This is a genomic window from Pseudomonas paraveronii, assembly GCF_963681955.1.
GTDB classification, from domain to species: domain Bacteria; phylum Pseudomonadota; class Gammaproteobacteria; order Pseudomonadales; family Pseudomonadaceae; genus Aquipseudomonas; species Aquipseudomonas paraveronii.
This window is the reverse complement of the sequence record NZ_OY817130.1, coordinates 6,212,408-6,234,416: the sequence shown is the minus strand read 5'-3', so window position 1 is coordinate 6,234,416 and position 22,009 is coordinate 6,212,408. Positions and strand designations below refer to the sequence as shown.

General features: G+C 61.8%; 21 protein-coding genes and 1 pseudogene. 5 read left to right on the top strand and 17 right to left on the bottom strand.

Annotated elements, in window-relative coordinates; all coding sequences use genetic code 11:
• Positions 1-64 precede the first annotated feature (64 nt).
• The 5 genes from recG to exbB all read right to left on the bottom strand — a co-directional run bounded on the left by recG (position 65) and on the right by exbB (position 5,372).
• On the bottom strand, positions 65-2,140 hold the full coding sequence (recG, locus tag U5A08_RS28995; RefSeq protein ID WP_253400127.1) for an ATP-dependent DNA helicase RecG: 2,076 nt from the start codon (positions 2,138-2,140) through the stop codon (positions 65-67).
• A gap of 8 nt (positions 2,141-2,148) precedes the next feature.
• Positions 2,149-3,069, bottom strand: coding sequence for a hydrogen peroxide-inducible genes activator (locus tag U5A08_RS28990; RefSeq protein WP_247406180.1), 921 nt, complete (start codon positions 3,067-3,069; stop codon positions 2,149-2,151).
• A 168-nt stretch (positions 3,070-3,237) separates the two neighbouring features.
• Entirely contained in the window at positions 3,238-3,987 is a 750-nt protein-coding gene (locus U5A08_RS28985) for an energy transducer TonB family protein (RefSeq protein ID WP_321849536.1), read from the bottom strand.
• Complete coding sequence (gene exbD, locus U5A08_RS28980) at positions 3,984-4,409, bottom strand: TonB system transport protein ExbD (protein WP_247408689.1); 426 nt, start codon at positions 4,407-4,409, stop codon at positions 3,984-3,986. The genes U5A08_RS28985 and exbD overlap by 4 nt, the downstream gene beginning before the upstream one ends.
• Before the next feature lie 6 nt (positions 4,410-4,415).
• Positions 4,416-5,372, bottom strand: a complete 957-nt coding sequence (gene exbB, locus U5A08_RS28975) for a tonB-system energizer ExbB (RefSeq protein ID WP_321849535.1) — start codon at positions 5,370-5,372, stop codon at positions 4,416-4,418.
• A gap of 189 nt (positions 5,373-5,561) precedes the next feature.
• On the opposite strand from exbB, the gene U5A08_RS28970 reads away from it, so the two are divergent.
• Positions 5,562-6,413 (top strand): SDR family oxidoreductase, encoded by an 852-nt coding sequence (locus U5A08_RS28970; RefSeq protein WP_247398370.1) that lies wholly within the window; start codon positions 5,562-5,564, stop codon positions 6,411-6,413.
• A 63-nt stretch (positions 6,414-6,476) separates the two neighbouring features.
• Here the strand turns inward: U5A08_RS28970 and U5A08_RS28965 are convergent, their stop codons facing one another.
• The 6 genes from U5A08_RS28965 to U5A08_RS28940 form a co-directional block, all read right to left on the bottom strand.
• A complete protein-coding gene (locus tag U5A08_RS28965; protein ID WP_247398368.1) occupies positions 6,477-7,220 on the bottom strand; it encodes a hypothetical protein in 744 nt (247 codons plus the stop codon).
• Between the two features lie 56 nt (positions 7,221-7,276).
• Positions 7,277-7,657: a RidA family protein gene (locus U5A08_RS28960; protein ID WP_003176922.1), complete on the bottom strand. Its 381-nt coding sequence runs from the start codon at positions 7,655-7,657 to the stop codon at positions 7,277-7,279.
• A 24-nt stretch (positions 7,658-7,681) separates the two neighbouring features.
• Positions 7,682-9,787 (bottom strand): bifunctional GTP diphosphokinase/guanosine-3',5'-bis pyrophosphate 3'-pyrophosphohydrolase, encoded by a 2,106-nt coding sequence (spoT, locus tag U5A08_RS28955; RefSeq protein ID WP_253400124.1) that lies wholly within the window; start codon positions 9,785-9,787, stop codon positions 7,682-7,684.
• A gap of 60 nt (positions 9,788-9,847) precedes the next feature.
• The gene (rpoZ, locus tag U5A08_RS28950) at positions 9,848-10,111 is read right to left on the bottom strand and encodes a DNA-directed RNA polymerase subunit omega (protein ID WP_247398362.1); all 264 of its coding nucleotides are present in this window, start codon (positions 10,109-10,111) and stop codon (positions 9,848-9,850) included.
• Between the two features lie 167 nt (positions 10,112-10,278).
• On the bottom strand, positions 10,279-10,899 hold the full coding sequence (gene gmk / locus U5A08_RS28945) for a guanylate kinase (RefSeq protein ID WP_253400123.1): 621 nt from the start codon (positions 10,897-10,899) through the stop codon (positions 10,279-10,281).
• 10 nt (positions 10,900-10,909) lie between these two features.
• Entirely contained in the window at positions 10,910-11,773 is an 864-nt protein-coding gene (locus U5A08_RS28940) for a YicC/YloC family endoribonuclease (protein WP_321849531.1), read from the bottom strand.
• Positions 11,774-12,002: 229 nt separating this feature from the next.
• Between U5A08_RS28940 and rph the strand changes: the two genes are divergently transcribed.
• Together rph and U5A08_RS28930 are read left to right on the top strand one after the other, a co-directional pair.
• Positions 12,003-12,725: a ribonuclease PH gene (gene rph / locus U5A08_RS28935; RefSeq protein ID WP_016975928.1), complete on the top strand. Its 723-nt coding sequence runs from the start codon at positions 12,003-12,005 to the stop codon at positions 12,723-12,725.
• Between the two features lie 22 nt (positions 12,726-12,747).
• Positions 12,748-13,116 (top strand): DUF4870 domain-containing protein, encoded by a 369-nt coding sequence (locus U5A08_RS28930; RefSeq protein ID WP_017846057.1) that lies wholly within the window; start codon positions 12,748-12,750, stop codon positions 13,114-13,116.
• A 60-nt stretch (positions 13,117-13,176) separates the two neighbouring features.
• On the opposite strand, the gene U5A08_RS28925 is transcribed toward U5A08_RS28930, so the two are convergent.
• Positions 13,177-13,956, bottom strand: coding sequence for a catabolite repression control protein Crc (locus tag U5A08_RS28925; protein WP_003195493.1), 780 nt, complete (start codon positions 13,954-13,956; stop codon positions 13,177-13,179).
• Between the two features lie 82 nt (positions 13,957-14,038).
• Here U5A08_RS28925 and pyrE point away from each other — a divergent pair, with 82 nt between their 5' ends.
• Positions 14,039-14,686 (top strand): orotate phosphoribosyltransferase, encoded by a 648-nt coding sequence (pyrE, locus tag U5A08_RS28920; RefSeq protein WP_017846056.1) that lies wholly within the window; start codon positions 14,039-14,041, stop codon positions 14,684-14,686.
• A gap of 147 nt (positions 14,687-14,833) precedes the next feature.
• Here pyrE and argB read toward each other — a convergent pair whose 3' ends face one another.
• The 4 genes and pseudogenes from argB to coaBC all read right to left on the bottom strand — a co-directional run bounded on the left by argB (position 14,834) and on the right by coaBC (position 19,097).
• Complete coding sequence (argB, locus tag U5A08_RS28915) at positions 14,834-15,739, bottom strand: acetylglutamate kinase (RefSeq protein ID WP_017846055.1); 906 nt, start codon at positions 15,737-15,739, stop codon at positions 14,834-14,836.
• Between the two features lie 22 nt (positions 15,740-15,761).
• Positions 15,762-17,168 (bottom strand): annotated as a pseudogene (locus U5A08_RS28910) (phosphomannomutase/phosphoglucomutase); the annotation flags it as partial.
• A gap of 259 nt (positions 17,169-17,427) precedes the next feature.
• Positions 17,428-17,883 (bottom strand): dUTP diphosphatase, encoded by a 456-nt coding sequence (gene dut, locus U5A08_RS28905; RefSeq protein WP_017846053.1) that lies wholly within the window; start codon positions 17,881-17,883, stop codon positions 17,428-17,430.
• Positions 17,884-17,888: 5 nt separating this feature from the next.
• Complete coding sequence (gene coaBC / locus U5A08_RS28900; RefSeq protein ID WP_017846052.1) at positions 17,889-19,097, bottom strand: bifunctional phosphopantothenoylcysteine decarboxylase/phosphopantothenate--cysteine ligase CoaBC; 1,209 nt, start codon at positions 19,095-19,097, stop codon at positions 17,889-17,891.
• A 143-nt stretch (positions 19,098-19,240) separates the two neighbouring features.
• Between coaBC and radC the strand changes: the two genes are divergently transcribed.
• Entirely contained in the window at positions 19,241-19,915 is a 675-nt protein-coding gene (radC, locus tag U5A08_RS28895; protein ID WP_253400122.1) for a RadC family protein, read from the top strand.
• Positions 19,916-19,959: 44 nt separating this feature from the next.
• Here the strand turns inward: radC and U5A08_RS28890 are convergent, their stop codons facing one another.
• Entirely contained in the window at positions 19,960-21,552 is a 1,593-nt protein-coding gene (locus U5A08_RS28890; protein WP_253400121.1) for an ABC transporter substrate-binding protein, read from the bottom strand.
• Between the last annotated feature and the right edge of the window lie 457 nt (positions 21,553-22,009).

Here is a 22,009-nt window from a genome sequence, read left to right as displayed (position 1 = left end):
TTCGTACAGTCTTCGGAGTATAACCAGCTTGATACATATGTTGGTCGGATAAGTGAAACAGGCGTCACACTTGGCCGTATTGCTGCCCATGCCGGAGCCATCGGTCCAGCAGCGGGCTGACGTGATCCGGCCAGCGCTCGAGCAAGGCTTGGGCCGCGTCGCGCACCGCCGGCAGCAGGTCGGCGTCGCGCATCAGGTCGGCGACCTTGAATTGCAACAGGCCGGTTTGGCGGGTGCCGAGCATTTCGCCGGGGCCGCGCAGTTCGAGGTCTTTTTCGGCGATGACAAAGCCGTCATTTGTTTCACGCATGATACTTAAGCGTTGACGACCGACCTGTGACAGCGGCGGGTGATACAGCAACACGCAGTGACTGGCCGCGCTGCCCCGGCCGACGCGGCCGCGCAACTGGTGCAGTTGCGCCAGGCCCAGGCGCTCGGGGTTTTCGATGATCATCAGGCTGGCGTTGGGCACGTCCACCCCGACCTCGATCACCGTGGTGGCCACCAGCAATTGCAGGTTACCGGCCTTGAACTCAGCCATCACCGCGGCTTTTTCCGCTGGCTTCATGCGCCCGTGGATCAGCCCGACCTTGAGTTCGCCCAAGGCGCTGGTGAGGTCTTCGTAAGTGGTCTCGGCGGCCTGGCAGGTCAGCTCTTCGGACTCTTCAATCAGTGTGCATACCCAATACGCCTGACGGCCTTCGGCACAGGCGCCGCGTACCCGCTCGATCACTTCCACGCGCCGCGTGTCGGTGACCAGCACGGTATTGACCGGGGTGCGGCCGGGCGGCAGTTCGTCGAGGATCGAGGTGTCGAGGTCGGCGTAGGCGCTCATGGCCAGGGTGCGCGGGATCGGTGTGGCGGTCATGATCAATTGGTGCGGGCTCATGCGTCCGCCCACGCCTTTCTGGCGCAGGGCCAGGCGCTGTTGCACGCCGAAGCGGTGCTGTTCGTCGATGATCACCAGCGCAAGGTTTTTGAACTGCACTTCGTCCTGGAACAGCGCGTGGGTGCCCACCACCATCGGGGCGCCGGCGGCGATCTGTTCCAGCGCCGTTGCGCGGTGCTTGCCTTTGAGTTTGCCCGCCAGCCACGCGACTTCCAGGCCCAGCGGTTCGAGCCAGCGCTTGAAGGTGATGAAGTGCTGCTCGGCGAGAATCTCGGTAGGTGCCATCAGCGCCACCTGGTAACCGGCTTCCAGCGCCTGCAAGGCGGCGAGGGCAGCGACCACGGTCTTGCCCGCGCCGACGTCGCCCTGGATCAGGCGCAGCATCGGTTCCGGTTGGCTGAGGTCGTAGGCGATTTCATTGCCCACGCGTTGCTGGGCACCGGTCGGCGCAAAGCCGAGGTTCGCCAGGTACTGTGCGGGCAGGCGCGTGGCCTTGGGCATCGCCGGTGCGCGCAGGGAACGCATGCTCTCGCGCAGGCGTTGCTGGGACAGTTGGTGGGTCAGCAGTTCTTCGAAGGCCAGGCGATGCTGGGCCCAGTGATGGCCGAGGGCCAGTTCGTCGACATCGGCGTCGGCCGGCGGGTGATGCAGGTAGCGGATCGCATCGTCCAGCGGCGCCAGTTGATAGTCGCGGGCCAGCTCCACGGGCAGCCAGTCGGGCAGGCTTTTCGGGCCGAGCATGCTCAGGGTCTGCTGGCACAGTTGGCGCAGGCGCTGTTGGGTGAGGCCTTCGGTCAGCGGGTAGATCGGCGTCAGGGTGGTGTCGACCGGCGGCGGCTCGTCGCCGGTAATGGCGCGGTATTCCGGGTGGTAGATTTCCAGGCCGGAGGCGCCGGGGCGTGCTTCGCCATAGCAACGCACGCGGGTGCCGCGCTTGAGGCCTTCCTTCTGCGCGTTGCTGAAATGATAGAAGCGCAGGCTCAGGCCACCGGTGCCGTCCTGCAAGCGCACGACTAAACTGCGGCGCTTGCCCATTACCACGTCGGCGCCGCTGACGGTGCCTTCGATTACCGCGTCTTGCCCTGGACGTAAATGGCCGATGGGCACCACGCGGGTGCGGTCCTGGTAGCGCAGGGGCAGGTGGAACAGCACATCCTGAAGGTTCTCCAGGCCGACCTTGGCCAACTTCTCGGCCATGGCTTCGCCGACACCCTTGAGCGCCGTCACCGACACCTGCGACAGCTCAGTCATACTGCGGCTTAGCTCGCAGCAGGCGGCTTGGCCACCGAACACAGGCGGATCGAGTCGGCCAGGATCTCAATGGCTTTGGGTCGTGGGAAGCTGGCGCGCCAGGCGATCGCCACGGTACGGAACGGCACCGGCGGCGTGAGTGGGCGCACGGCGATCACGCCTGGGGCGTAGTGATGGCTGTCCACCGCCGACAGCGGCAGGATCGAGATGCCCAGGCCGGAGGCGACCATGTGGCGAATGGTTTCCAGGGAGCTGGATTCGACGGTGGTGTGTTTGGCGCCGTCGTGGCCCTTGGTCAGGGTCGGGCAGGCTTCCAGCACCTGGTCGCGGAAGCAGTGGCCTTCACCGAGCAGCAGCAGGCTCTTGTCATTGAGCAGGCCGGCGTCGATGGTGTCTTTCTGTGTCCACGGGTGCGAGGCCGGCATCAGTACGTAGAACGGCTCGTCGTAGAGCGGCAGGGTCAGCACGTCGGCCTCGTTGAACGGCAGCGCAATGATGATCGCGTCCAGCTCGCCGTTGCGCAGTTTGTCGCGCAGCACGTGGGTGAAGTTCTCTTCGATATACAGCGGCATCTGCGGCGCGACGCGGTGCAGTTGCGGAATCAGGTGCGGGAACAGGTACGGGCCGACGGTGTAGATGGCCCCGACTTTCAGCGGCGCGGTCAGCTGGTTTTTGCCGGCCTGGGCCAGTTCACGAATGCTTTGGGCTTGCTCCAGAACCTTTTGGGCCTGGGCAACGATGCCTTCACCGACCGGCGTCAGGCGCACGGCGCTTTTGCTGCGCTCGAAAATCAGCACACCGAGTTCGTCTTCAAGTTTTTTCACACCCACCGACAGCGTCGGCTGGCTGACGTGGCAACGCTCGGCCGCGTGGCCGAAGTGTTGTTCTTGGGCGAGGGTCACGATGTAGCGTAATTCTGTAAGAGTCATAGCGGGCGTCCATGAGGTTGCGAGCCAAGCATACCGACTGCAATCGATAGACGCACGTTATCAGAACTTTGATAAGGATTGAGCGGGGAATGTGCGAGATTTTGCTGAAGCGATAAAACCCAATGTGGGAGGGAGCAAGCCCCCTCTCACACAGCCCTGCGCGTGCCTTTAGCGGCGACGCTTCTCGATGTTGTAAACGAACGGCGCGACGATCTCAATGCTGCCGCTTTTTACCATGTCGGCCGGTGGCTTGGGCAATGGCTGGGCATTACGGATCATATCCAGGGTGGCGCGGTCCAGGTTGGCGTTGCCGGAGCGGCCCACCAGCTCGTAGGACAGCACATTGCCCTGTGCATCGACCACGAAGCGCAAGCGATTCATGCCTTCCTTGCCACTGTTCAGAGCGCTTTGCGGGTACTTTTTGTACTTCTGCAGGTGCGCCAGCAGGGCGCCTTCCCAGGAGGCTTTGGCGGCGACCTGTTGCGGCGACGGACCCGGTGCGGGCTGGGCCGATTTTTCCGCTGGCGTGTTGGTCGGCGGCGTGTCGCTCGGTGGCGCTTCGGAAGGTTTCTCCTTGGGCGGTTCGGGCTTCTTCTCCACCGGCTTGGGCGGCTGAGGTTTGGGCTTGGGTTTGACCGGCTTGGGCACCTGGATCGTCGGCTTGGGCGCCTCGGCCAGTTTCGGCAGCGGCAGCTCTTCCACCGGGGCCGGCGGCTGCGGCGGCGTGACCACCTTGGGCGGTGCCGGTGGCGGCGGTGCGGGCATCGGCGCCAGGTCAATGACCATGGCCGCCGGTGGCAGTTGGACCGTGCGCGGCGCTGACCAGTGGAGCGCGATGGCGATCGCGATGGCATGCACGCCCAGCACGACGGCGAGGCTGGTGCCATAACGCGTCAGTTTGTGGCGCGTCGTGATCATTTCTTGGCTGCCGTCTCAAGTCCGACCAGGCCGACCTTGAGGTAGCCGGCTGCCCGCAGGGCATCCATCACGCTCATCAGATCGCCGTAGTCCACGCCCTTATCGGCCTGGAAGAAGATCGTCGTGTCTTTCTTGCCGTGGGTCTTGGCGTCGAGCACTGGCCCCAGGGTTTCGGTTTTGACTTCTTCTTCGCCCAGGAACAGGCGCTGGTCCGCCTTGACGCTGAGGAAAATCGGTTTCTCCGGCCGCGGCGCAGGCTTGGCGCTGGACGCGGGCAGGTCGACCTTGATATCCACGGTGGCCAACGGTGCCGCCACCATGAAGATGATCAGCAGCACCAGCATCACGTCGATAAACGGCGTGACGTTGATTTCGTGGTTCTCGACGAGTTCGTCGTCGCCTTGATTCAAATGCAGGCCCATGGCCGATTACCCCACTTTCACCATGTGCGGTTGCGAGCTGCGCTCGGTAGGCAGGTGATCGAGGTCGCGGCTGACCAGCAGCAAGACTTCTGCCGACGCGTCCGATACCTGGGCCTTGTAGCCGGCAATCGAACGGGCGAAGACGTTGTAGATCACCACCGCAGGAATCGCGGCAACCAGGCCCAGGGCGGTCGCCAGCAGGGCTTCGGCGATGCCGGGAGCGACGACGGCGAGGTTGGTGGTCTGGGTTTTGGCGATGCCGATGAAGCTGTTCATGATGCCCCACACGGTGCCGAACAGGCCGACGAACGGCGCAGTGGAGCCGATGGTCGCCAGCACGCCGGTGCCGCTGCTCATGTTACGACCGCAGGCTGCCACCAGGCGCTCCAGACGGAACGCCACGCGCTCCTTGATACCTTCTTTTTCGCGGGTGTTGGCCGACAGGCGCATTTCTTCCAGCGCGTCGTGTACCAGCGTATTGGCCAGGGTGCCCTTCTTGGTCGCGCTCTCGCTCGCTTCCCTGAGGGTGGTGGCCTTTTTCAGGTGGACGATTTCGCCGCGCAGGCGGCGCTTGGCGCCCAGCAGCTCGAAGCCTTTGGCGATCCAGATGGTCCAGGTGATGATCGAGGCGATGGCCAGGCCGATCATCACGGCTTTCACCACCACGTCGGCGTTTTGGTACATGCCCCACGGCGACAGGTCGTGGGCCATGCCGAGGGTGTTGTTCTCTTCCAGCACTACGCCGGGTTCGTCGGCGGTGGCCGGCGCTGCAGCCTGGGCCGGCGCTGCGGCGGGGGCGGCAGCATTTTGTTCGGCAGCAACTGGAGCAGCCGGTGCGGTGGCATCAGCGAATGCGGCGGTCGGTGCCAGCAGTACGCTGAACAGCAACGCAGTAATCGCGCGCCAGGCGCGAGACGGACTGTGAAGCCTGGTTGGCGAAGCGGGGTTTGTATGACGTGTCATGCTGGCCGGACCTAAGAGAAAAAAATGAGTGATCGTCCTTCCAGACCCTATGAGGTCGAGGACAAATGGGCCGTTATTATTGCAAGTAATTCTTGTTAACAGAAGCAATGCAGTAACTTTATTTGCCCTTTTTCTGGCCGCTGGTCTCTTGTGACGGCTAATCTAGACCTTTCAGTTCGGAGTTTTGTGATGTCTGCGCCTTCTGTTGTGATTGCCGGTTGTGGCGATGTGGGGAGCCGGCTGGCCAGCCAATTACTCGCCTCGGAATGGGAGGTTCATGGCCTGCGGCGCGATATTTCGCGCCTGCCCGACGGCGTGATCGGCATTGCCGGTGACCTGTTCAATAAGGATTGCCCTGACACCTGGCCGATCGGCGGGGTGGATTACCTGGTGTATTGCGCGGCGGCGACGGATCACGACGAAGCCGGTTATCGCGCCGCGTATGTGCAAGGGTTGCAGCATGTGTTGGAGTGGTTGACGGATTACGGCCAGGAGCCCAAGCATCTGCTATTTGTGTCCAGCAGCAGTGTGTATGGGCAGCAGCAGGGCGAATGGGTCGACGAGACATCTGAGACCCAGGCAAAAGGCTATTCCGGGCAGGTGATGCTGGAGGCCGAGCAAGTGGCGCTGAACAGCGGCATTCCGGCGAGCATCGTGCGGTTGACGGGGATCTATGGGCCGGGCCGTGAGTGGCTGCTGACTCAGGTGCGCCAGGGTTATCGCGTGGCGATCGATCCGCCCTTATATGGCAATCGGATTCACGCCGATGATGCGGCGGGCCTGCTGGCGTTTTTGTTGCGGCATGTGGAGCAGGGCGGTTCGCTGGATCAGATCTATATCGGTGTTGATGACGCGCCGGCGCCGCTGGCCGAGGTGGTGGCCTGGTTGCGCGATTACCTGGGTGTGACGCAGTGGTCCGAGGACGCCAGTGTGCGCCGTGCCGGGAGCAAGCAATGCAGCAACGCCCGGGCGAAGGCGTTGGGCTGGGTGCCGACGTATCCGAGTTATCGTGAAGGCTATGCGGCGATCCTGAAGGGCTGAGCCGCGTTCAGAAAGGGTGGGAGGGAGCAAGCCCCTCCCACATTCAGATCTGTGTGATGGCGGTTATTGTTTTTCCAGTAACCACTGGCGTGGCCCTGGTGTAAACGAGGGCACTTCATCAGCCTGCGCGGTGTTGATCGCCTGGAAGATTTCCAGTTGCTTGCCCTTGCGTGCAAAGATCCACGGATTGCCCACGCCGTGCTGTTGCAGCCACATGCTGTCGTAGCCGCCGCTCATGGAGGCGCAATCACCCGCCAGGCACAACGAATATCGATCGGCGCCCGGCAGGCCGGCGACTTGGCCGTTGGCCTGGAACTGCACGATGGCGCCTTCACCATTGCCGCTGGCTATTTTCCAGTCGCCGCCCATATAAGCGGCGTACAGCGCGCGCTCGAAGTTGGCGCCCAATGGCGCGCCTTCCGGTGCGGGTTCCTTGGCGCGGGCAAACAGCTGTTCGGGCTCGTTGTCGTTGGCCACTTGCAGCAGTTGCCTGCTTTTGCGTTTGAGTTCAGTGGCGGCGCTGCCGTAAAAGTCGACGCTCCAGGCGCCAGGCTTCTCACTGAGCAACTTGCCTTCCGCTACTTCAAAACCGTTGTAGTAGCGGGCCTGCAAAGCCTTGGTATTGACGTCCCATTCGAGGTTCGGACCAAAGCTCTGCAGTGCTTCACGCAAAGGGCCGCCCTTGGCTGCCGCGTCGATGGCAACCTGGTTGATCCAGGTGCCGCTCACGTCCAGGTCGGCGGGGTTGCTGGCGCAGCCGCCGAGCAACAGGGCGAGCAACGAAGAGGCTACTAGCGCTTTGCGCATCATGAAATCCTTTTAAAACGAAGTCGGCGCAGCCTGTGGAGGCTGCGCCGGGTGTTTTACTCGATGACCAGAATCGCGTCCATCTCAACCTGTGCGCCCTTTGGCAGGGCAGCAACGCCGATGGCGGCGCGGGCTGGGTAAGGCTGTTCGAAGTACTTGCCCATGATCTCGTTGACCTTGGCGAAGTGGCTCAGGTCGGTGAGGAAGATGTTCAGCTTGACGATGTCCTTGAACGAACCACCGGCAGCTTCGGCGACCGACTTGAGGTTTTCGAAGACCTGTACGGTTTGTGCTTCGAAGCCTTCAACCAGTTCCATGGTCTTTGGGTCCAGCGGGATCTGGCCGGACATGTAGACGGTGTTGCCTGCCTTGATCGCCTGGGAGTAGGTGCCGATGGCGGCTGGGGCTTTGTCGCTGGTGATAACAGTCTTGGTCATGAATGACTCCTTGTAAGAGGTGGGCTATGCACGCATGCGGGTGATGCGAATCACACCGGTCAAGGCGCGCAGTTTCTTGATCACGCGGGCCAGGTGTACGCGGTCGTGTACGCTGACCACCAGTTGGACCACGCTGATGCGACCATCGCGCTCGTCCATGCTGATTTTTTCGATATTGCCGTCGGCCGCGTTGACGCTGCTGGCCAGCAGGGCGATCAGGCCGCGTTGGTGCTCCAGCTCTACCCGCAGCTCGACGTTGAATTCACCGGTGACATCCTTGGCCCACGAGAGCTGGATGCATTTTTCCGGGTTGTGGCGGATTTCGCTGATATTGCGGCAGTTGTCCAGGTGGACCACCATGCCTTTGCCCGCCGACAGGTGACCGACAATCGGGTCGCCCGGGATCGGCGTGCAGCACTTGGCGTAGCTGAGCACCAGGCCCTCGGTGCCGCGAATCGCCAGCGGACCTTCCGGGCTTGGCAATTGCTCGCCTTCGCCGAGCAGGCGACGGGCGACCACATAGGCCATGCGGTTGCCCAGGCCGATGTCTTCGAGCAGGTCTTCGATGGTTTCCTGGCGGTACTCGTTGAGCATCGCTTGCACGCGTTCGCCGGGGATCTTCTCCAGGGCGCTGTCGAAACCGTTGAGCACCTTGTTCAACAAGCGTTCGCCCAGGCTGATGGACTCGGAGCGGCGCTGCAGTTTCAAGGCGTGACGAATATGAGTACGCGCCTTGCCGGTGACCACGAAGTTGAGCCATGCCGGGTTCGGCCGGGCGCCCGGTGCGCTGACGATCTCCACGGTGGAGCCGCTTTGCAGCGGTTCCGACAGCGGGGCCAGGCGCCGGTTGATGCGGCAGGCGATGCAACTGTTGCCGACATCGGTGTGTACGGCGTAGGCAAAGTCGACCGCCGTGGAGCCTTTGGGCAGCTCCATGATCCGGCCCTTGGGCGTGAACACGTAGACCTCGTCCGGGAACAGGTCGATCTTCACGCTCTCGATGAATTCCAGGGAGTTGCCCGCACGTTGCTGCATTTCCAGCACGCCTTTGACCCACTGGCGGGCGCGGGCGTGGGTGCCTTTGGACTGCTCGTCGCCGCTGGACTTGTACAGCCAATGGGCGGCGATGCCGTTGTTGGCCATCTCTTCCATTTCCCGAGTGCGGATCTGGATCTCGATCGGCACCCCATGCATACCGAACAGCGTGGTATGCAGCGACTGATAGCCGTTGGCCTTGGGAATGGCAATGTAGTCCTTGAAGCGTCCCGGCAGGGGTTTGTACAAATTATGTACAGCGCCCAGTACGCGGTAGCAGGTGTCGACCTTGTCGACGATGATCCGGAACGCATACACGTCCATGATCTCGTTGAAGGCCCGGCGCTTGCCGCGCATCTTCTTGTAGATGCCGTAGATGTGCTTCTGCCGTCCGCTGACCTCGCCCTCGATCTCGTCGATCGCCAGGCAGTGGCTCAGGGACTCTTCGATCTTGTTGACGATTTCCTTGCGGTTGCCCCGGGCGCGCTTGACCGCCTGGTAGATGCGCGCCGAACGCATCGGGTACATGGCCTTGAAACCGAGGTCTTCGAATTCGATACGAATGGCGTGCATGCCCAGCCGGTTGGCGATGGGCGCGTAGATTTCCAGGGTTTCCTTGGCGATGCGCCGGCGTTTTTCGCCGGACAGCACTTCCAGCGTGCGCATGTTGTGCAGCCGGTCGGCGAGCTTGACCAGAATCACCCGGATATCCCGGGCCATGGCCATCGCCATCTTCTGGAAGTTTTCCGCCTGGGCTTCGGCCTTGGTCTCGAAGTTCATCTGGGTCAGTTTGCTGACCCCATCGACCAGTTCGGCCACGGTGTCGCCAAATTGCGCGCAGAGCGCTTCTTTGGCGATGCCGGTGTCTTCGATCACGTCATGCAGCATCGCGGCCATCAGGCTCTGATGGTCCATGTGCATGTCGGCCAGAATATTGGCCACCGCAAGAGGATGGGTGACATACGCCTCGCCGCTGCGGCGGCGTTGGCCGTCGTGGGCTTGTTCGGCGTAGAAATACGCTCGGCGGACCAGGTTGACCTGGTCTGGGCCGAGGTAGGTCGATAAGCGATCGGCGAGGGCGTCTATGCTCGGCAAAGGATGAGCTCCTGCCGCGGGCATTGATACCGTGCCGTGCTACGTCGACCAGGCATAGGCTTAGGCGTCCTCGTTGGACTCGCCTTCGAACGCGGCAAACAGCGGTTCGTCTTCAACGATTTCGGCGTTGGCGATGAACTCGTAGCTCATCAGGCCTTCAGCGATTTCACGCAGGGCGACAACGGTAGGCTTGTCGTTTTCCCACTGGACCAGGGGCTCTTTGCCGCCAGTGGCCAGTTGACGGGCACGCTTGGTAGAGAGCATGACCAGCTCAAAGCGGTTTGCCACGTGGTCTAGGCAGTCTTCAACGGTTACGCGGGCCATGATATTCCTCGGAGCGAATGCAAGATGCGCGCTGCCCGGTTGGGCGAGCGGACTAAACAGTTTAAAAAATCACCAGCGTTTAGGGAAGCGCTGATTTCTCCCAGGCCCTCGCAAAACCGCTGCAAGTGCCAATGTAAGGCCCTCGCAGCTATTTTGGGAAGAGCTAATCAACCGAGCAGTTCGGCCAATAATTTACCAAAACGCTGCTGTTGGCGCTTTTGCTGGAGCTGATTGGCGCGGAAAATCGCCTTCAAATCGTCCAGCGCGTGGGCAAAATCGTCATTGATGATCAGGTAGTCGTAGTCGACGTAGTGGCTCATTTCGCTGACGGCTTCACGCATGCGGCCTTCGATGATCGCGTGGCTGTCCTGGCCTCGGTTGGTCAGGCGTTCGTGCAAGGCTTCGAGCGACGGCGGCAGGATGAAGATCGACCGCGCCTTGGGCATCAGTTGGCGCACTTGTTCGGCGCCCTGCCAGTCGATCTCCAGGATCAGGTCGTGGCCTTCATCCAGGGTTTGTTGCAGGTGGCTTTGCGACGTGCCATAGAGGTTGCCGAACACTTCGGCGCGCTCAAGGAAGGCGCCGTGCTCGATCATCTTGACGAATTCGGTGCGCTCGACGAAGTGATAGTGGACGCCGTTCACCTCGCCCGGGCGCATGGCGCGGGTGGTGTGGGACACCGAGATGCGGATCTGTTCTTCAGCCTCGGTCAAGGCCTTGACCAGGCTGCTCTTGCCCGCGCCCGAAGGGGCGGAAATGATGTAAAGGGTGCCGGTGCTGTGGGTCATGGAGGTTGCCTTACTCAATATTCTGTACTTGTTCGCGCATCTGCTCGATCAACACTTTGAGGTTGACCGCCGCCGTGGTGCTGCGCGGATCGAACGCCTTGGAGCCCAGTGTATTGGCTTCGCGGTTGAGTTCTTGCATCAGGAAGTCCAGGCGCCGACCAGCGGCGCCGCCGGACTTGAGCACGCGGCGTACTTCAAGGATGTGAGTACTCAGGCGGTCGAGCTCTTCGGCGACGTCGCTCTTCTGCGCCAGCAGGACCATTTCCTGCTCCAGGCGCACCGGATCGAGGTCGGCCTTCATATCGGCGAAGCGGTCGAGGACCTTCTGGCGCTGGGTCGCGAGCATCTGCGGCACCAGCTCGCGCAGGGTGACCACGTCGGCTTCAATCGAGGTCAGGCGCTCGTTGATCAGCCGGGCCAGTTCGGCGCCTTCGCGCTCGCGGCCGGCCTTGAGTTCCTTCAAACCCTGGGTGAACAGGGCAAGGGCTTCGGCATTGAGGGCTTGCGGGTCGCTGGCGTCAGCCACCAGCACGCCGGGCCAGGCCAGTACTTCCAGCGGGTTCAGCGCGGCCGGCTGTTTGATCAGGCCGGCGATGGTTTCGGCGGCGGCGACCAGTTGCGCGGCGCGCTCGCGGTCGACCTGCAGCGGTTTGCCGGTGGTTTCCTCGTTAAAGCGCAGGGTGCATTCCAGCTTGCCGCGGGAAATGCCCTGGCGCAGTGCCTCACGTACCGCGCCTTCGAGGTCGCGGAACGATTCCGGCAGGCGCAGGTGCGGCTCCAGGTAGCGGCTGTTGACCGAGCGCAGTTCCCAGCTCAGGGTGCCTTGGGCGCCGGCTTTTTCGACGCGGGCGAAGGCGGTCATGCTGTGCACCATGGAGGTACCTCGCGTTGCAGTCCCGCGATGGCGGGCTGATAGGTAAATTGAAGCCGACAGGCTGCGAAGGCGCAGGAGTGTAGCGCAGTGGGACGATTGGCCCCAAACCCTGGCACTGACAAAGCACCGCCAGTCGACGATTCGTAACCGGATTTTTTAGACGTGCCCCGAATCGGCTCGCGGCTCTATAATGCTCGGCAGTTTTTCGTCCTCTGTACAGGTATCCCCTATGAAACGTCCAAGTGGTCGCGCTGCCGATCAGCTCCGCTCGATCCGCATCACCCGCAACTACACCAAACACGCCGAGGGATCTGTACTGGTCGAGTTTGGCGATACCAAGGTGATCTGCACCGTCAGCGTCGAAAACGGCGTGCCGCGTTTCCTCAAGGGCCAGGGCCAGGGTTGGTTGACCGCCGAATACGGCATGCTGCCGCGTGCCACCGGCGAGCGTAACCAGCGTGAAGCCAGCCGTGGCAAGCAAGGCGGCCGTACCCTCGAAATCCAGCGCCTGATCGGCCGTTCGCTGCGCGCTGCGCTGGACATGTCCAAGCTGGGCGACGTGACCCTGTACGTCGACTGCGACGTGATCCAGGCCGACGGCGGCACGCGTACTGCCTCCATCACCGGTGCCATGGTTGCACTCGTCGACGCGCTGAAAGTGATCAAGAAACGTGGCGGCCTGAAGGGCGGCGACCCGCTCAAGCAGATGATCGCCGCTGTGTCGGTGGGCATGTACCAGGGCGAGCCTGTGCTGGACCTGGACTACCTGGAAGACTCGGCCGCCGAGACCGACCTGAACGTGGTGATGACCAGCACCGGTGGTTTCATCGAAGTGCAGGGTACCGCCGAAGGTGCGCCATTCCAGCCGGCAGAGCTGAATGCCATGCTGGCCCTGGCGCAGAAAGGCATGACCGAGATTTTCGAGCTGCAGAACGCCGCGCTGGCCGACTGAGCCAGCTTCAAGGAGAAGCGCCATGAGTGACAGCCAATTGCCGGTTCCGGCACCGTCCAAGGAAGTGCGCCAGTGGGCGATGTTGTGTCACTTCGCGGCGTTTCTGGGGTTGGTGTTCCCTTTCGGCAGCCTGTTGGGGCCGTTGATCCTGTGGCAGATCAAGAAGGACATGGACCCGCTGATCGATGATCAGGGCAAGGAAGCCCTGAATTTCCAGATCACCGTGGCCATCGCCTGGCTGGTCTGCATGGTGCTCGGGTTTGTGGTGATCGGCTTTCTGTTGATGTTGATCCTGGTGGTCGCGGCATTGGTGCTGACGATCATTGGCGGGATCAAGGCCAACAACGGCACGGCCTACCGCTACCCGTGGACCTGGCGGCTGATCAAGTAACCAGGCGCGCACAAAAAAACCGACAGCGATGTCGGTTTTTTTTGTGCCTGGGCAAAGACCTCAGATGGTCAGTGTCCAGTCGTAGTCCACGATCAGCGGCGCGTGCTGCGAGAAGCGCGGCTGGCGTGGCAGGCGTGCGCTGCGCACAAAGCGGCGCAGACCCGGGGTCAGCAGCTGGTAGTCGAAACGCCAGCCCAGGTTGAGCATCTCAGCCTGTTCGTTGTCGGGCCACCAGCTGTACTGGTCGCCTTCACGGCTGACTTCGCGCAGGGCATCGACATAGCCCATGTTGCCGACAATCTCGTCCATCCAGGCCCGTTCCGGCGCCAGGAAGCCCGGGGATTGCTGGCTGTCGCGCCAGTTCTTGATATCCAGCTTCTGTTGCGCCACGTACAGCGAGCCACAATAAATGTACTCGCGACGTTTGCGTCGCTGTTTATCCAGATAACGGGCGAAGTCGTCCATTAGCTTGAACTTCTGGTTCAAGTCTTCATCGCCGTTCTGCCCCGAAGGGAGCAGCAAGGTCGCGATGCTGACCTTGTCGAAATCGGCTTGCAGGTAGCGCCCGTAGCGGTCGGCTGTCTCGAAGCCGAGGCCGCTGATGACCGCCTTGGGTTGCAACCGCGAGTACAAAGCCACGCCACCTTGGGTGGGCACTTCGGCATCGCAGGCATAAAGGAAGTAGCCATCCAGTTGGAAGGCTGGATCGTCCAGTTCAAAGGCGGAGGCGCGGGTGTCCTGCAGGCAGATGACGTCGGCATTCTGGGCTTGCAGCCAACTGAGCAAACCACGCTCGACTGCAGCCTGAATACCATTAACGTTCACACTGATGATCCGCATAAATGGCCCCAAAAATCGCGTGCGTGTATGATACACGCCGTCTACCTAATTAGCTAAAGCCGCGGTATCTGAGGTTTTTTTCATGCAGGCGTATCAACGCGATTTCATTCGTTTTGCCATCGATCGCGGTGTTTTGCGCTTCGGTGAGTTCACCCTCAAGTCCGGGCGCACCAGCCCGTATTTCTTCAATGCAGGCTTGTTCAACTCGGGTTCGGCCCTGGCTCAGCTGGGGCGTTTCTACGCGGCAGCCATCGTTGAAAGCGGTATTTCCTTCGACGTTCTGTTCGGTCCGGCCTACAAGGGCATCCCCCTGGCCGCCGCGACGGCCGTGGCGTTGGCTGAACACCATGGGCGCGATCTGCCGTGGTGCTTCAACCGCAAGGAAGCCAAGGCCCATGGCGAAGGCGGTAGCCTGGTGGGCGCGCCGCTGACCGGCAACGTGCTGATCATCGACGACGTGATCACTGCAGGCACCGCCATCCGTGAAGTGATGCAGATCATCGCGTCCCAGGAGGGTGCCAAGGCGGCAGGCGTGCTGATCGCCTTGAACCGCCAGGAGCGCGGCAATGGTGAATTGTCGGCGATCCAGGAAGTGGAGCGCGATTTCGGCATCCCGGTGGTGAGCATCGTGTCGTTGAACCAGGTGTTGCAGTTCCTCGAAGACGATCCGCAGCTCAAGCAGCATTTGCCGGCGGTGCGGGCGTACCGCGAGCAATTCGGCGTCCAGTAAACGCCGCACAACAAAAAGCCCCACCCTCTGTAGGAGCGAGCTTGCTCGCGAAAAACGTAAAGGCGCCGCGTTCATCCAGAATAAACGCGTCATCGTTGGCGTTCTTCGCGAGCAAGCTCGCTCCTACAGGGGTGGGGCTTTTTGTGTTTAAGGACGCTTGCGATTACTGATCAGCGTACCCACACCGGTATCGGTGAAGATTTCCAGCAGGATCGCATTCGGTACGCGGCCATCAAGGATCAGTGAGCTGCCGACGCCGCCCTGTACCGCTTCCAGCGCACAACGGATCTTCGGCAACATGCCGCCGTAGATGGTGCCATCGGCGATCAACTCGTCCACTTGCTGGGTGGTCAGGCCGGTCAGCACCTTGCCTTGCTTGTCCATCAAGCCCGCAATGTTAGTCAGCAGCATCAGCTTTTCAGCCTTCAGCGCTTCGGCCACTTTGCCGGCCACCAGGTCGGCGTTGATGTTGTAGGACTCACCGTTGGCGCCTACGCCGATCGGTGCGATAACCGGGATGAAATCGCCTTTGACCAGCAGGTTCAGCAAGTCGGTGTTGATGCCGATCACTTCGCCCACCTGGCCGATGTCGATGATTTCCGGCTGGGTCATTTCCGGCGTCTGACGGGTCACGGTCAGTTTTTTCGCGCGGATCAGCTCCGCGTCCTTGCCGGTCAGGCCAATCGCGCTGCCGCCGTGGCGGTTGATCAGGTTGACGATGTCTTTGTTCACCTGGCCGCCGAGGACCATCTCCACCACGTCCATGGTCTGCGCGTCAGTGACACGCATGCCATCGATGAAGTGACTTTCGATCGACAAGCGCTTGAGCAGGTCGCCGATTTGCGGGCCGCCGCCGTGGACCACCACCGGGTTGATCCCCACGGCTTTCATCAGCACGATATCGCGGGCAAAGCCGGTTTTCAGCTCGTCGCTTTCCATCGCATTGCCGCCGTATTTGATCACCAGCGTCTTGCCGACGTAGCGTCGAATGTAGGGCAGCGCTTCGGACAGGACCTTGGCGGTGTTGGCAGCGGCTTCGCGTTCGAGGGTCATTCAGGGCTCCGGTGCAAAAAAATCAGAACGGTAATTGGAGATCAGGGGCAACACGTTTCAACTGGGCGTGGAACACGTCCTTGATGCGCTGCAACTCAGCCTCGGTATCCGCCTCGAAACGCAGCACCAGCACCGGTGTGGTGTTGGATGCGCGAACCAGGCCCCAGCCTTTGGCGTAATCGACTCGCACACCATCAATGGAGGTCAGGTTGGCGCCTTCGCCCCATTGCGCATCGTGCAATGCGTCAATGATGCTGAATTTGCTCTCTTCGGTCACATGGATATTGATCTCTGGCGTAGAAATATCATTCGGGAAGGTCTGAAACAGCTCCTGCGCCGTGGATTTTTCCTTGCTGAGGATCTCCAGCAGACGAGCGGCGCTGTAAATGCCGTCGTCAAACCCGAACCAACGCTCTTTGAAGAACACGTGGCCGCTCATTTCGCCGGCCAGCAGCGCGCCGGTTTCTTTCATTTTCTTTTTGATCAACGAATGACCGGTCTTCCACATTAGCGGGCGACCGCCGTACTCCTTGATCAGCGGCGTCAGGCGACGGGTGCATTTCACGTCGAAGATGATTTCGGCATTCGGGTTGCGCGCCAGCACATCACGGGCAAACAGCATCAGCAGGCGGTCGGCGAACACGTTTTCGCCGGTGTTGGTCACCACGCCCACGCGGTCGCCGTCGCCGTCGAAGGCCAGGCCTACGTCGGCCCCGGTTTCCTTGACCTTGGCGATCAGGTCCACCAGGTTTTCAGGCTTGCCCGGGTCCGGGTGGTGGTTGGGGAAGTTGCCGTCGACGTCGCAGAACAACGGTACCACTTCGCAGTTCAGGGCTTCGAGCAGTTGCGGGGCGATCACGCCGGCCGCGCCGTTGCCGCAGTCCACCACCACTTTCAGGCGGCGTGCGAGTTTGACGTCACCGGTGATTTCGTCGGAGTAGCGCTGAAGAATGTCGACCCTGGTGATGCTGCCTTTGCCGCTGGTCAGGTCGTTGGTTTTCAGGCGTGTGTGCAGGGCCTGGATCTGTTCGTTGGCCAGGGTGTCGCCGGCGATGACGATCTTGAAGCCGTTGTAGTCCGAAGGGTTGTGGCTGCCGGTGAGCATCACCCCGGATTTGCCGGCCAGCACGTTGGCGGCGTAGTACAGCGCCGGGGTCGGCACCAGGCCGACGTCGCTGACATGGCAACCGCTGTCGGCCAGGCCCTGGATCAATTGTTCCACCAACTCGGGGCCGGACAGGCGGCCGTCACGGCCAACCGAAACGTTTGGCTCATCCTGGGCCAGGCTTTGGGCGCCGATGGCGCGGCCAATCCAGTAAGCGGTTTCGGCGGTCAGGGTCTTGGGCACCACGCCACGGATGTCATAGGCGCGGAAGATGCTGTCGGGAAAGGTCGGTGCTACTCGGGCGGCGGTACTCATCGCGGGGGAAACTCCATCTGAGAGAGGCAAGGCTGGCCTTAATGCGGCTGACCGGCAGGCTTAAACTGAAGGGTATGACGGCGTTTTCGGTGCAGAGTTCGTGGTGCAAAAAGGCCATCGGAGCATCCGCTCCGCGCTTATGTTCGGGTAGTGCTTTGATTTTACTGAGAAAATATCGTTCGTCAGGTCCGCGCATTCTTCATCCTGAAAGGCCATGCGGTGGCGTCGGGCCGGGCCGGACAGTGGCGTCCGCCCCGGTTCAGCGTGGTCAGTGACTGCCGGAATGCCCAAAGCCGCCGGCACCGCGCTGGGTTGCGTCGAATTCTTGTACCAGTTCGAAGTGCGCCTGCACCACCGGCACCAGCACCAACTGCGCAATGCGCTCGCCGACGACGATGTTGAAGGCGGTCTGGCCACGGTTCCAGCACGACACCATCAACTCGCCCTGGTAGTCCGAGTCGATCAGGCCGACCAGGTTGCCCAGCACGATGCCGTGCTTATGGCCGAGGCCGGAGCGCGGCAGGATCAGCGCCGCCAGGCCCGGGTCGCCGACGTAGATCGACAGGCCGGTGGGAATCAGTAGGGTCTGGCCCGGCTCAAGGACGGTGTCTTCCTTGAGCATGGCGCGCAGGTCCAGGCCGGCGGAGCCCGGTGTGGCATAGGCCGGCAGTGGGAAGTCGGTGCCGATGCGGGGGTCGAGGATCTTGGCTTGCAAAGCGTGCATGTAAATTAAACCTGGTTCAGCCGTTGGGCGATAAAAGAGATCAGTTGGCGGGCAATCTTGCCCTTGCTGGTCTGGGCGAAAAGGGTGGCGTGCAGGTCGCGGTCGATCACGCTGCAGGCGTTTTCCTCGCTGTTGAAGCCGATGCTCGGGTTGGCGACATCATTGGCAACGATCAGGTCGAGATTTTTGTCTTTCAATTTGCGAGCGGCGTAGTCCAGCAAGTGCTCGGTCTCGGCGGCGAAACCGACGCTGAACGGGCGGTCCGGGCGGCTGGCGATGGTGGCCAGGATGTCCGGGTTGCGCACCATTTGCAGGAGCAGGCCGTCGCCGCTGGTAGGGTCTTTCTTGAGCTTTTGCGGGGCGACGACTTCCGGGCGGTAATCCGCAACCGCTGCCGAAGCGATAAACAGGTCGCAGGGAATGGCCGCCTCACAGGCCGCCAACATGTCCCGGGCGCTGACGACGTCGATTCGCGTGACGCGATCGGGGGTCGGCAAATGCACCGGGCCGGTGATGAGCGTCACGCGCGCGCCTGCCTCAACCGCCGCTTCAGCCAGGGCAAAGCCCATTTTCCCTGAGCTATGGTTGGTGATGTAGCGCACCGGGTCGATGTTTTCCTGGGTCGGGCCGGCGGTGATCAACACGTGCTTGCCGGTCAGGGCCAGGTGCTGGAAGCACTCGGCGGCGCACAGCGCCAGGTCGGTGGCTTCGAGCATGCGGCCCATGCCGACGTCGCCGCAGGCCTGGCTGCCGGAGGCCGGGCCGAACACCTTGAGACCGCGGCTTTGCAGGAGTTGCGTGTTGGCTTGGGTGGCCGGGTCGCGCCACATGGCCTGGTTCATGGCCGGGGCGATGGCGACGGTGGCGTCGGTGGCCAGGACCAGGGTGGTCAGCAGATCATCGGCGATGCCTTGCGCCAGGCGGGCGATCAGGTCGGCGGTGGCCGGGGCGATCAGCACCAGATCGGCCCATTTGGCCAGTTCGATATGGCCCATGGCGGCTTCGGCGGCCGGGTCCAGCAGATCCAGGTGAACCGGGTGGCCGGACAAGGCCTGCATGGTCAGTGGGGTGATGAACTCACTACCGCCGCGGGTCATGACCACGCGCACTTCGGCGCCCTGGTCGAGAAGCCTGCGAACCAGTTCTGCGCTCTTGTAGGCGGCAATGCCGCCGCCGACGCCGAGAACGATGCGTTTCCGATACAGACGCTGCATTGGTTTGCCTTTCCAGTTCAGTGAAGCCAGTTCAGTGACGCCTGCGACGCCCCCTCCCCAGGTGAAATCGCATGCAAAAAAGAGCGGCTACGATAACACAGCGTCCGCCGGGCAACAGCGGCACACATGCACAGGGAGGTGGGATGAGTATTCGTGATTGGCCGGCAGCAGAGCGGCCACGAGAGAAACTGTTGGAGGGGGGCGCGGCGAGTTTGTCCGACGCCGAACTGTTGGCAATCTTCCTGCGCACCGGGGTAACCGGGCGAAGCGCAGTGGACCTGGCACGCCATCTTCTCGCGCAGTTCGGTGGACTGCGCCCGTTGCTGGAGGCCAGTCAGGTGCTGTTCAACCAGCAGTTGGGGCTGGGGCCGGCAAAGTTTGCCCAACTGCAGGCGGTGCTGGAGATGTCCCGGCGCCACCTGGCCGAACAGTTGCGCGGTGACTCGGTGCTGGAAAGCCCGGTCGCTGTGCGTGACTACCTCAAGGCGCTGTTGCGCCACGAGCCTCACGAGATTTTCGGCTGCCTGTTTCTCGATTCAAAGCATCGGGTACTGGGTTTCGAGGCGTTGTTCCAGGGCACCATCGATGCCACCGTGGTTTATCCCCGGCAAGTGGTCAAGCGCGCCCTGGCTTACAACGCGGCGGCGTTGATCCTGTGCCACAACCATCCTTCGGGGAGCGTGGAGCCGAGTGCGGCTGATCGAAAATTGACCAAGATTCTGCAAAAAGCCTTGGAAGTGGTGGATGTACGGGTGCTGGATCACATCATCGTGGGCGATGGTGATCCATTGTCGATGGCGGAATACGGGTGGATGTAGGAGGGGAGCAGCTGCAAGCCTCAAGTGGGCTTGCAGCTTGCCGTTCAGGGCTTGACGCTGACCTTGGAGAAATCCTGCCGCCCAAACGGGCTCACCTGGTATCCCTCGACATTCTTGCGGGCCAGGGCGAACGCCGTCGGGTGCGCCAGCGGCAGCCACAGAGCCTGTTGCTGGATCTGCGCCTGGGCCTGTTGATACAGCTTGCTGCGCACCCCTTGCTCGCTGGTGGTCTTGCCGGCGCTGATGAGCTTGTCCAGGGCCGGGTCGCAATAGCGCGCGAAGTTGGTGCCGGATTTCAGCGCCGCGCAAGAGAACTGCGGCGTCAGGAAGTTATCCGGGTCGCCGTTGTCACCGGCCCAGCCCATGAACAGCAGGTCGTGTTCGCCGGCCTTGGCGCGGCGAATCAGCTCGCCCCATTCGATCACGCGGATCTCAGCCTGGATGCCGACCTTGGCCAGGTCCGCCTGCAGCAGTTGCGCGCCGAGGTTTGGGTTGGGGTTCAGCAGGCTGCCGGTGGGGCGTGTCCAGATTGTGGTCTTGAAGCCGTCCTTGAGCCCGGCCCGCTCCAGCAGCAGCTTGGCTTTGGCGATGTCCTGTGGATAACCCGGCAAATCCTTGGCGTAGCTCCAGGTGTTGGGCGGGTAGGGGCCGTTGGCGGCTTCGGCGGTGCCTTCGAACACGGCTTTGAGGTAGCTGTTCTTGTCGAAGGCCAGGTTGATCGCCTGGCGCACTTCAGGCTTGTCCAGCGGCGGGTGCTGGCTGTTGATCGCGACGAATGCGGTCATGAATGCTGCGGTTTTTTCCACTTTGAGTGCGGGGTCTTTCTCGGCTTCGCCCACATCCAGCGGTTTGGGTGACAGTGCGATCTGGCATTCGTCGCGGTGCAGTTTCTGCAGGCGCACGTTCGCATCCGGGGTGATGGCGAAGATCAAGTTATCCACAGCCGGTTTGCCGGCGAAGTAGTCCGGGTTGGCTTTGTAGCGCACTACGGCATCTTTCTGGAACCGCGTGAAAATGAACGGGCCCGTACCGATAGGCTGGCTGTTGAGCTTCTCCGGGGTGCCGGCCTTGAGCAGCTTGTCGGCGTATTCGGCCGGGTAGATCGAGGCAAAACCCATGCTCAGCGCGGCGAGGAAAGTCGAGTCGGCGTGATCGAGGGTGAAGCGCACGGTCAGCGGGTCAAGGGCGTCGATCTTCTTGATCAGTGTCGGCAATTGCAGGGACTGAGCGTGGGGGAAACCGCTCTGGGCGATCTTGTGCCACGGGTTGGCCGGGTCGAGCATGCGCTCGAAGCTGAAGCGTACATCCTCGGCGGTCAGGGTGCGGCTTGGGGTGAAATAGTCGGTGCGGTGGAATTTTACGTTGGGGTGCAATTGGAAGGTGTAGGTCAGGCCGTCCGGCGACACTTCCCAACTGTCCGCCAGGCTTGGCACCAGTTTGCCGCTGGCCGCGTCATAGTCCACCAGGCTGTTCATCAGCACGTCGGCCGAGGCGTTGGTGGTGGTCAGCGAGTTGTACTGCACCACGTCGAACCCTTCGGGACTGGCCTCGGTACAAACGCTCAGATTGGTCGCCGCCAAGGCCTGCGACGCGATAAATAGAGGGGCTAGCAAAAGCGGTAGGGCAGCGAGGCGCATGTTCGGTTTCCTGTGCAGATCGAAGGCCCATCTGCGAGTGCAGTCTGGAAAAGTCCTACCGTAGTGGTCTGATTGATAAATGACTAGTCCATTTTTGCCTGTGCTTTTGCCTCAAATGCTGTTTTGATGGCGCCTCAGCGCGTTTCGCCGCGTACTTTTTGGTGCCGGCGGGCGTTGTAAATCATTCTGTGCGACGAGCGGTCGGCTATTGCAGCGGCCCCTCCTGGCAACGGTTCGGGCATCTGTCGCCGAGATTTACGCCGGTAAAAACACACGGGCTGTTGTTGCACTTGGGTCTTTCTGGTATAAAGCAGCGCTCTTTTCTAGGGGCCCGGTTCCTTCGCTTGTAGGTGTAGCCGGTAAGACCCTAAAGAAACGCGGCGCCTGGCGCCAAATGACTGAGAGATTAAGCGGCCAACCCATGCCGGGTTGGGCATGTGGTTTTAGAGGGCTGAGG

Bases quoted from the DNA above. Each gene is read 5' to 3' on its own strand.
- U5A08_RS28930 (WP_017846057.1), top strand. From the start codon at position 12,748: ATGAGTGACAGCCAATTGCCGGTTCCGGCACCGTCCAAGGAAGTGCGC.
- exbD (WP_247408689.1), bottom strand. From the start codon at position 4,409: ATGGGCCTGCATTTGAATCAAGGCGACGACGAACTCGTCGAGAACCAC.
- U5A08_RS28925 (WP_003195493.1), bottom strand. From the start codon at position 13,956: ATGCGGATCATCAGTGTGAACGTTAATGGTATTCAGGCTGCAGTCGAG.
- rpoZ (WP_247398362.1), bottom strand. From the start codon at position 10,111: ATGGCCCGCGTAACCGTTGAAGACTGCCTAGACCACGTGGCAAACCGC.
- U5A08_RS28960 (WP_003176922.1), bottom strand. From the start codon at position 7,657: ATGACCAAGACTGTTATCACCAGCGACAAAGCCCCAGCCGCCATCGGC.
- radC (WP_253400122.1), top strand. From the start codon at position 19,241: ATGAGTATTCGTGATTGGCCGGCAGCAGAGCGGCCACGAGAGAAACTG.
- pyrE (WP_017846056.1), top strand. From the start codon at position 14,039: ATGCAGGCGTATCAACGCGATTTCATTCGTTTTGCCATCGATCGCGGT.
- recG (WP_253400127.1), bottom strand. From the start codon at position 2,140: ATGACTGAGCTGTCGCAGGTGTCGGTGACGGCGCTCAAGGGTGTCGGC.
- exbB (WP_321849535.1), bottom strand. From the start codon at position 5,372: ATGACACGTCATACAAACCCCGCTTCGCCAACCAGGCTTCACAGTCCG.
- U5A08_RS28890 (WP_253400121.1), bottom strand. From the start codon at position 21,552: ATGCGCCTCGCTGCCCTACCGCTTTTGCTAGCCCCTCTATTTATCGCG.
- U5A08_RS28970 (WP_247398370.1), top strand. From the start codon at position 5,562: ATGTCTGCGCCTTCTGTTGTGATTGCCGGTTGTGGCGATGTGGGGAGC.
- U5A08_RS28985 (WP_321849536.1), bottom strand. From the start codon at position 3,987: ATGATCACGACGCGCCACAAACTGACGCGTTATGGCACCAGCCTCGCC.
- coaBC (WP_017846052.1), bottom strand. From the start codon at position 19,097: ATGCAGCGTCTGTATCGGAAACGCATCGTTCTCGGCGTCGGCGGCGGC.
- gmk (WP_253400123.1), bottom strand. From the start codon at position 10,899: ATGACCCACAGCACCGGCACCCTTTACATCATTTCCGCCCCTTCGGGC.
- U5A08_RS28940 (WP_321849531.1), bottom strand. From the start codon at position 11,773: ATGGTGCACAGCATGACCGCCTTCGCCCGCGTCGAAAAAGCCGGCGCC.
- U5A08_RS28990 (WP_247406180.1), bottom strand. From the start codon at position 3,069: ATGACTCTTACAGAATTACGCTACATCGTGACCCTCGCCCAAGAACAA.
- rph (WP_016975928.1), top strand. From the start codon at position 12,003: ATGAAACGTCCAAGTGGTCGCGCTGCCGATCAGCTCCGCTCGATCCGC.
- argB (WP_017846055.1), bottom strand. From the start codon at position 15,739: ATGACCCTCGAACGCGAAGCCGCTGCCAACACCGCCAAGGTCCTGTCC.
- dut (WP_017846053.1), bottom strand. From the start codon at position 17,883: ATGCACGCTTTGCAAGCCAAGATCCTCGACCCCCGCATCGGCACCGAC.
- U5A08_RS28965 (WP_247398368.1), bottom strand. From the start codon at position 7,220: ATGCGCAAAGCGCTAGTAGCCTCTTCGTTGCTCGCCCTGTTGCTCGGC.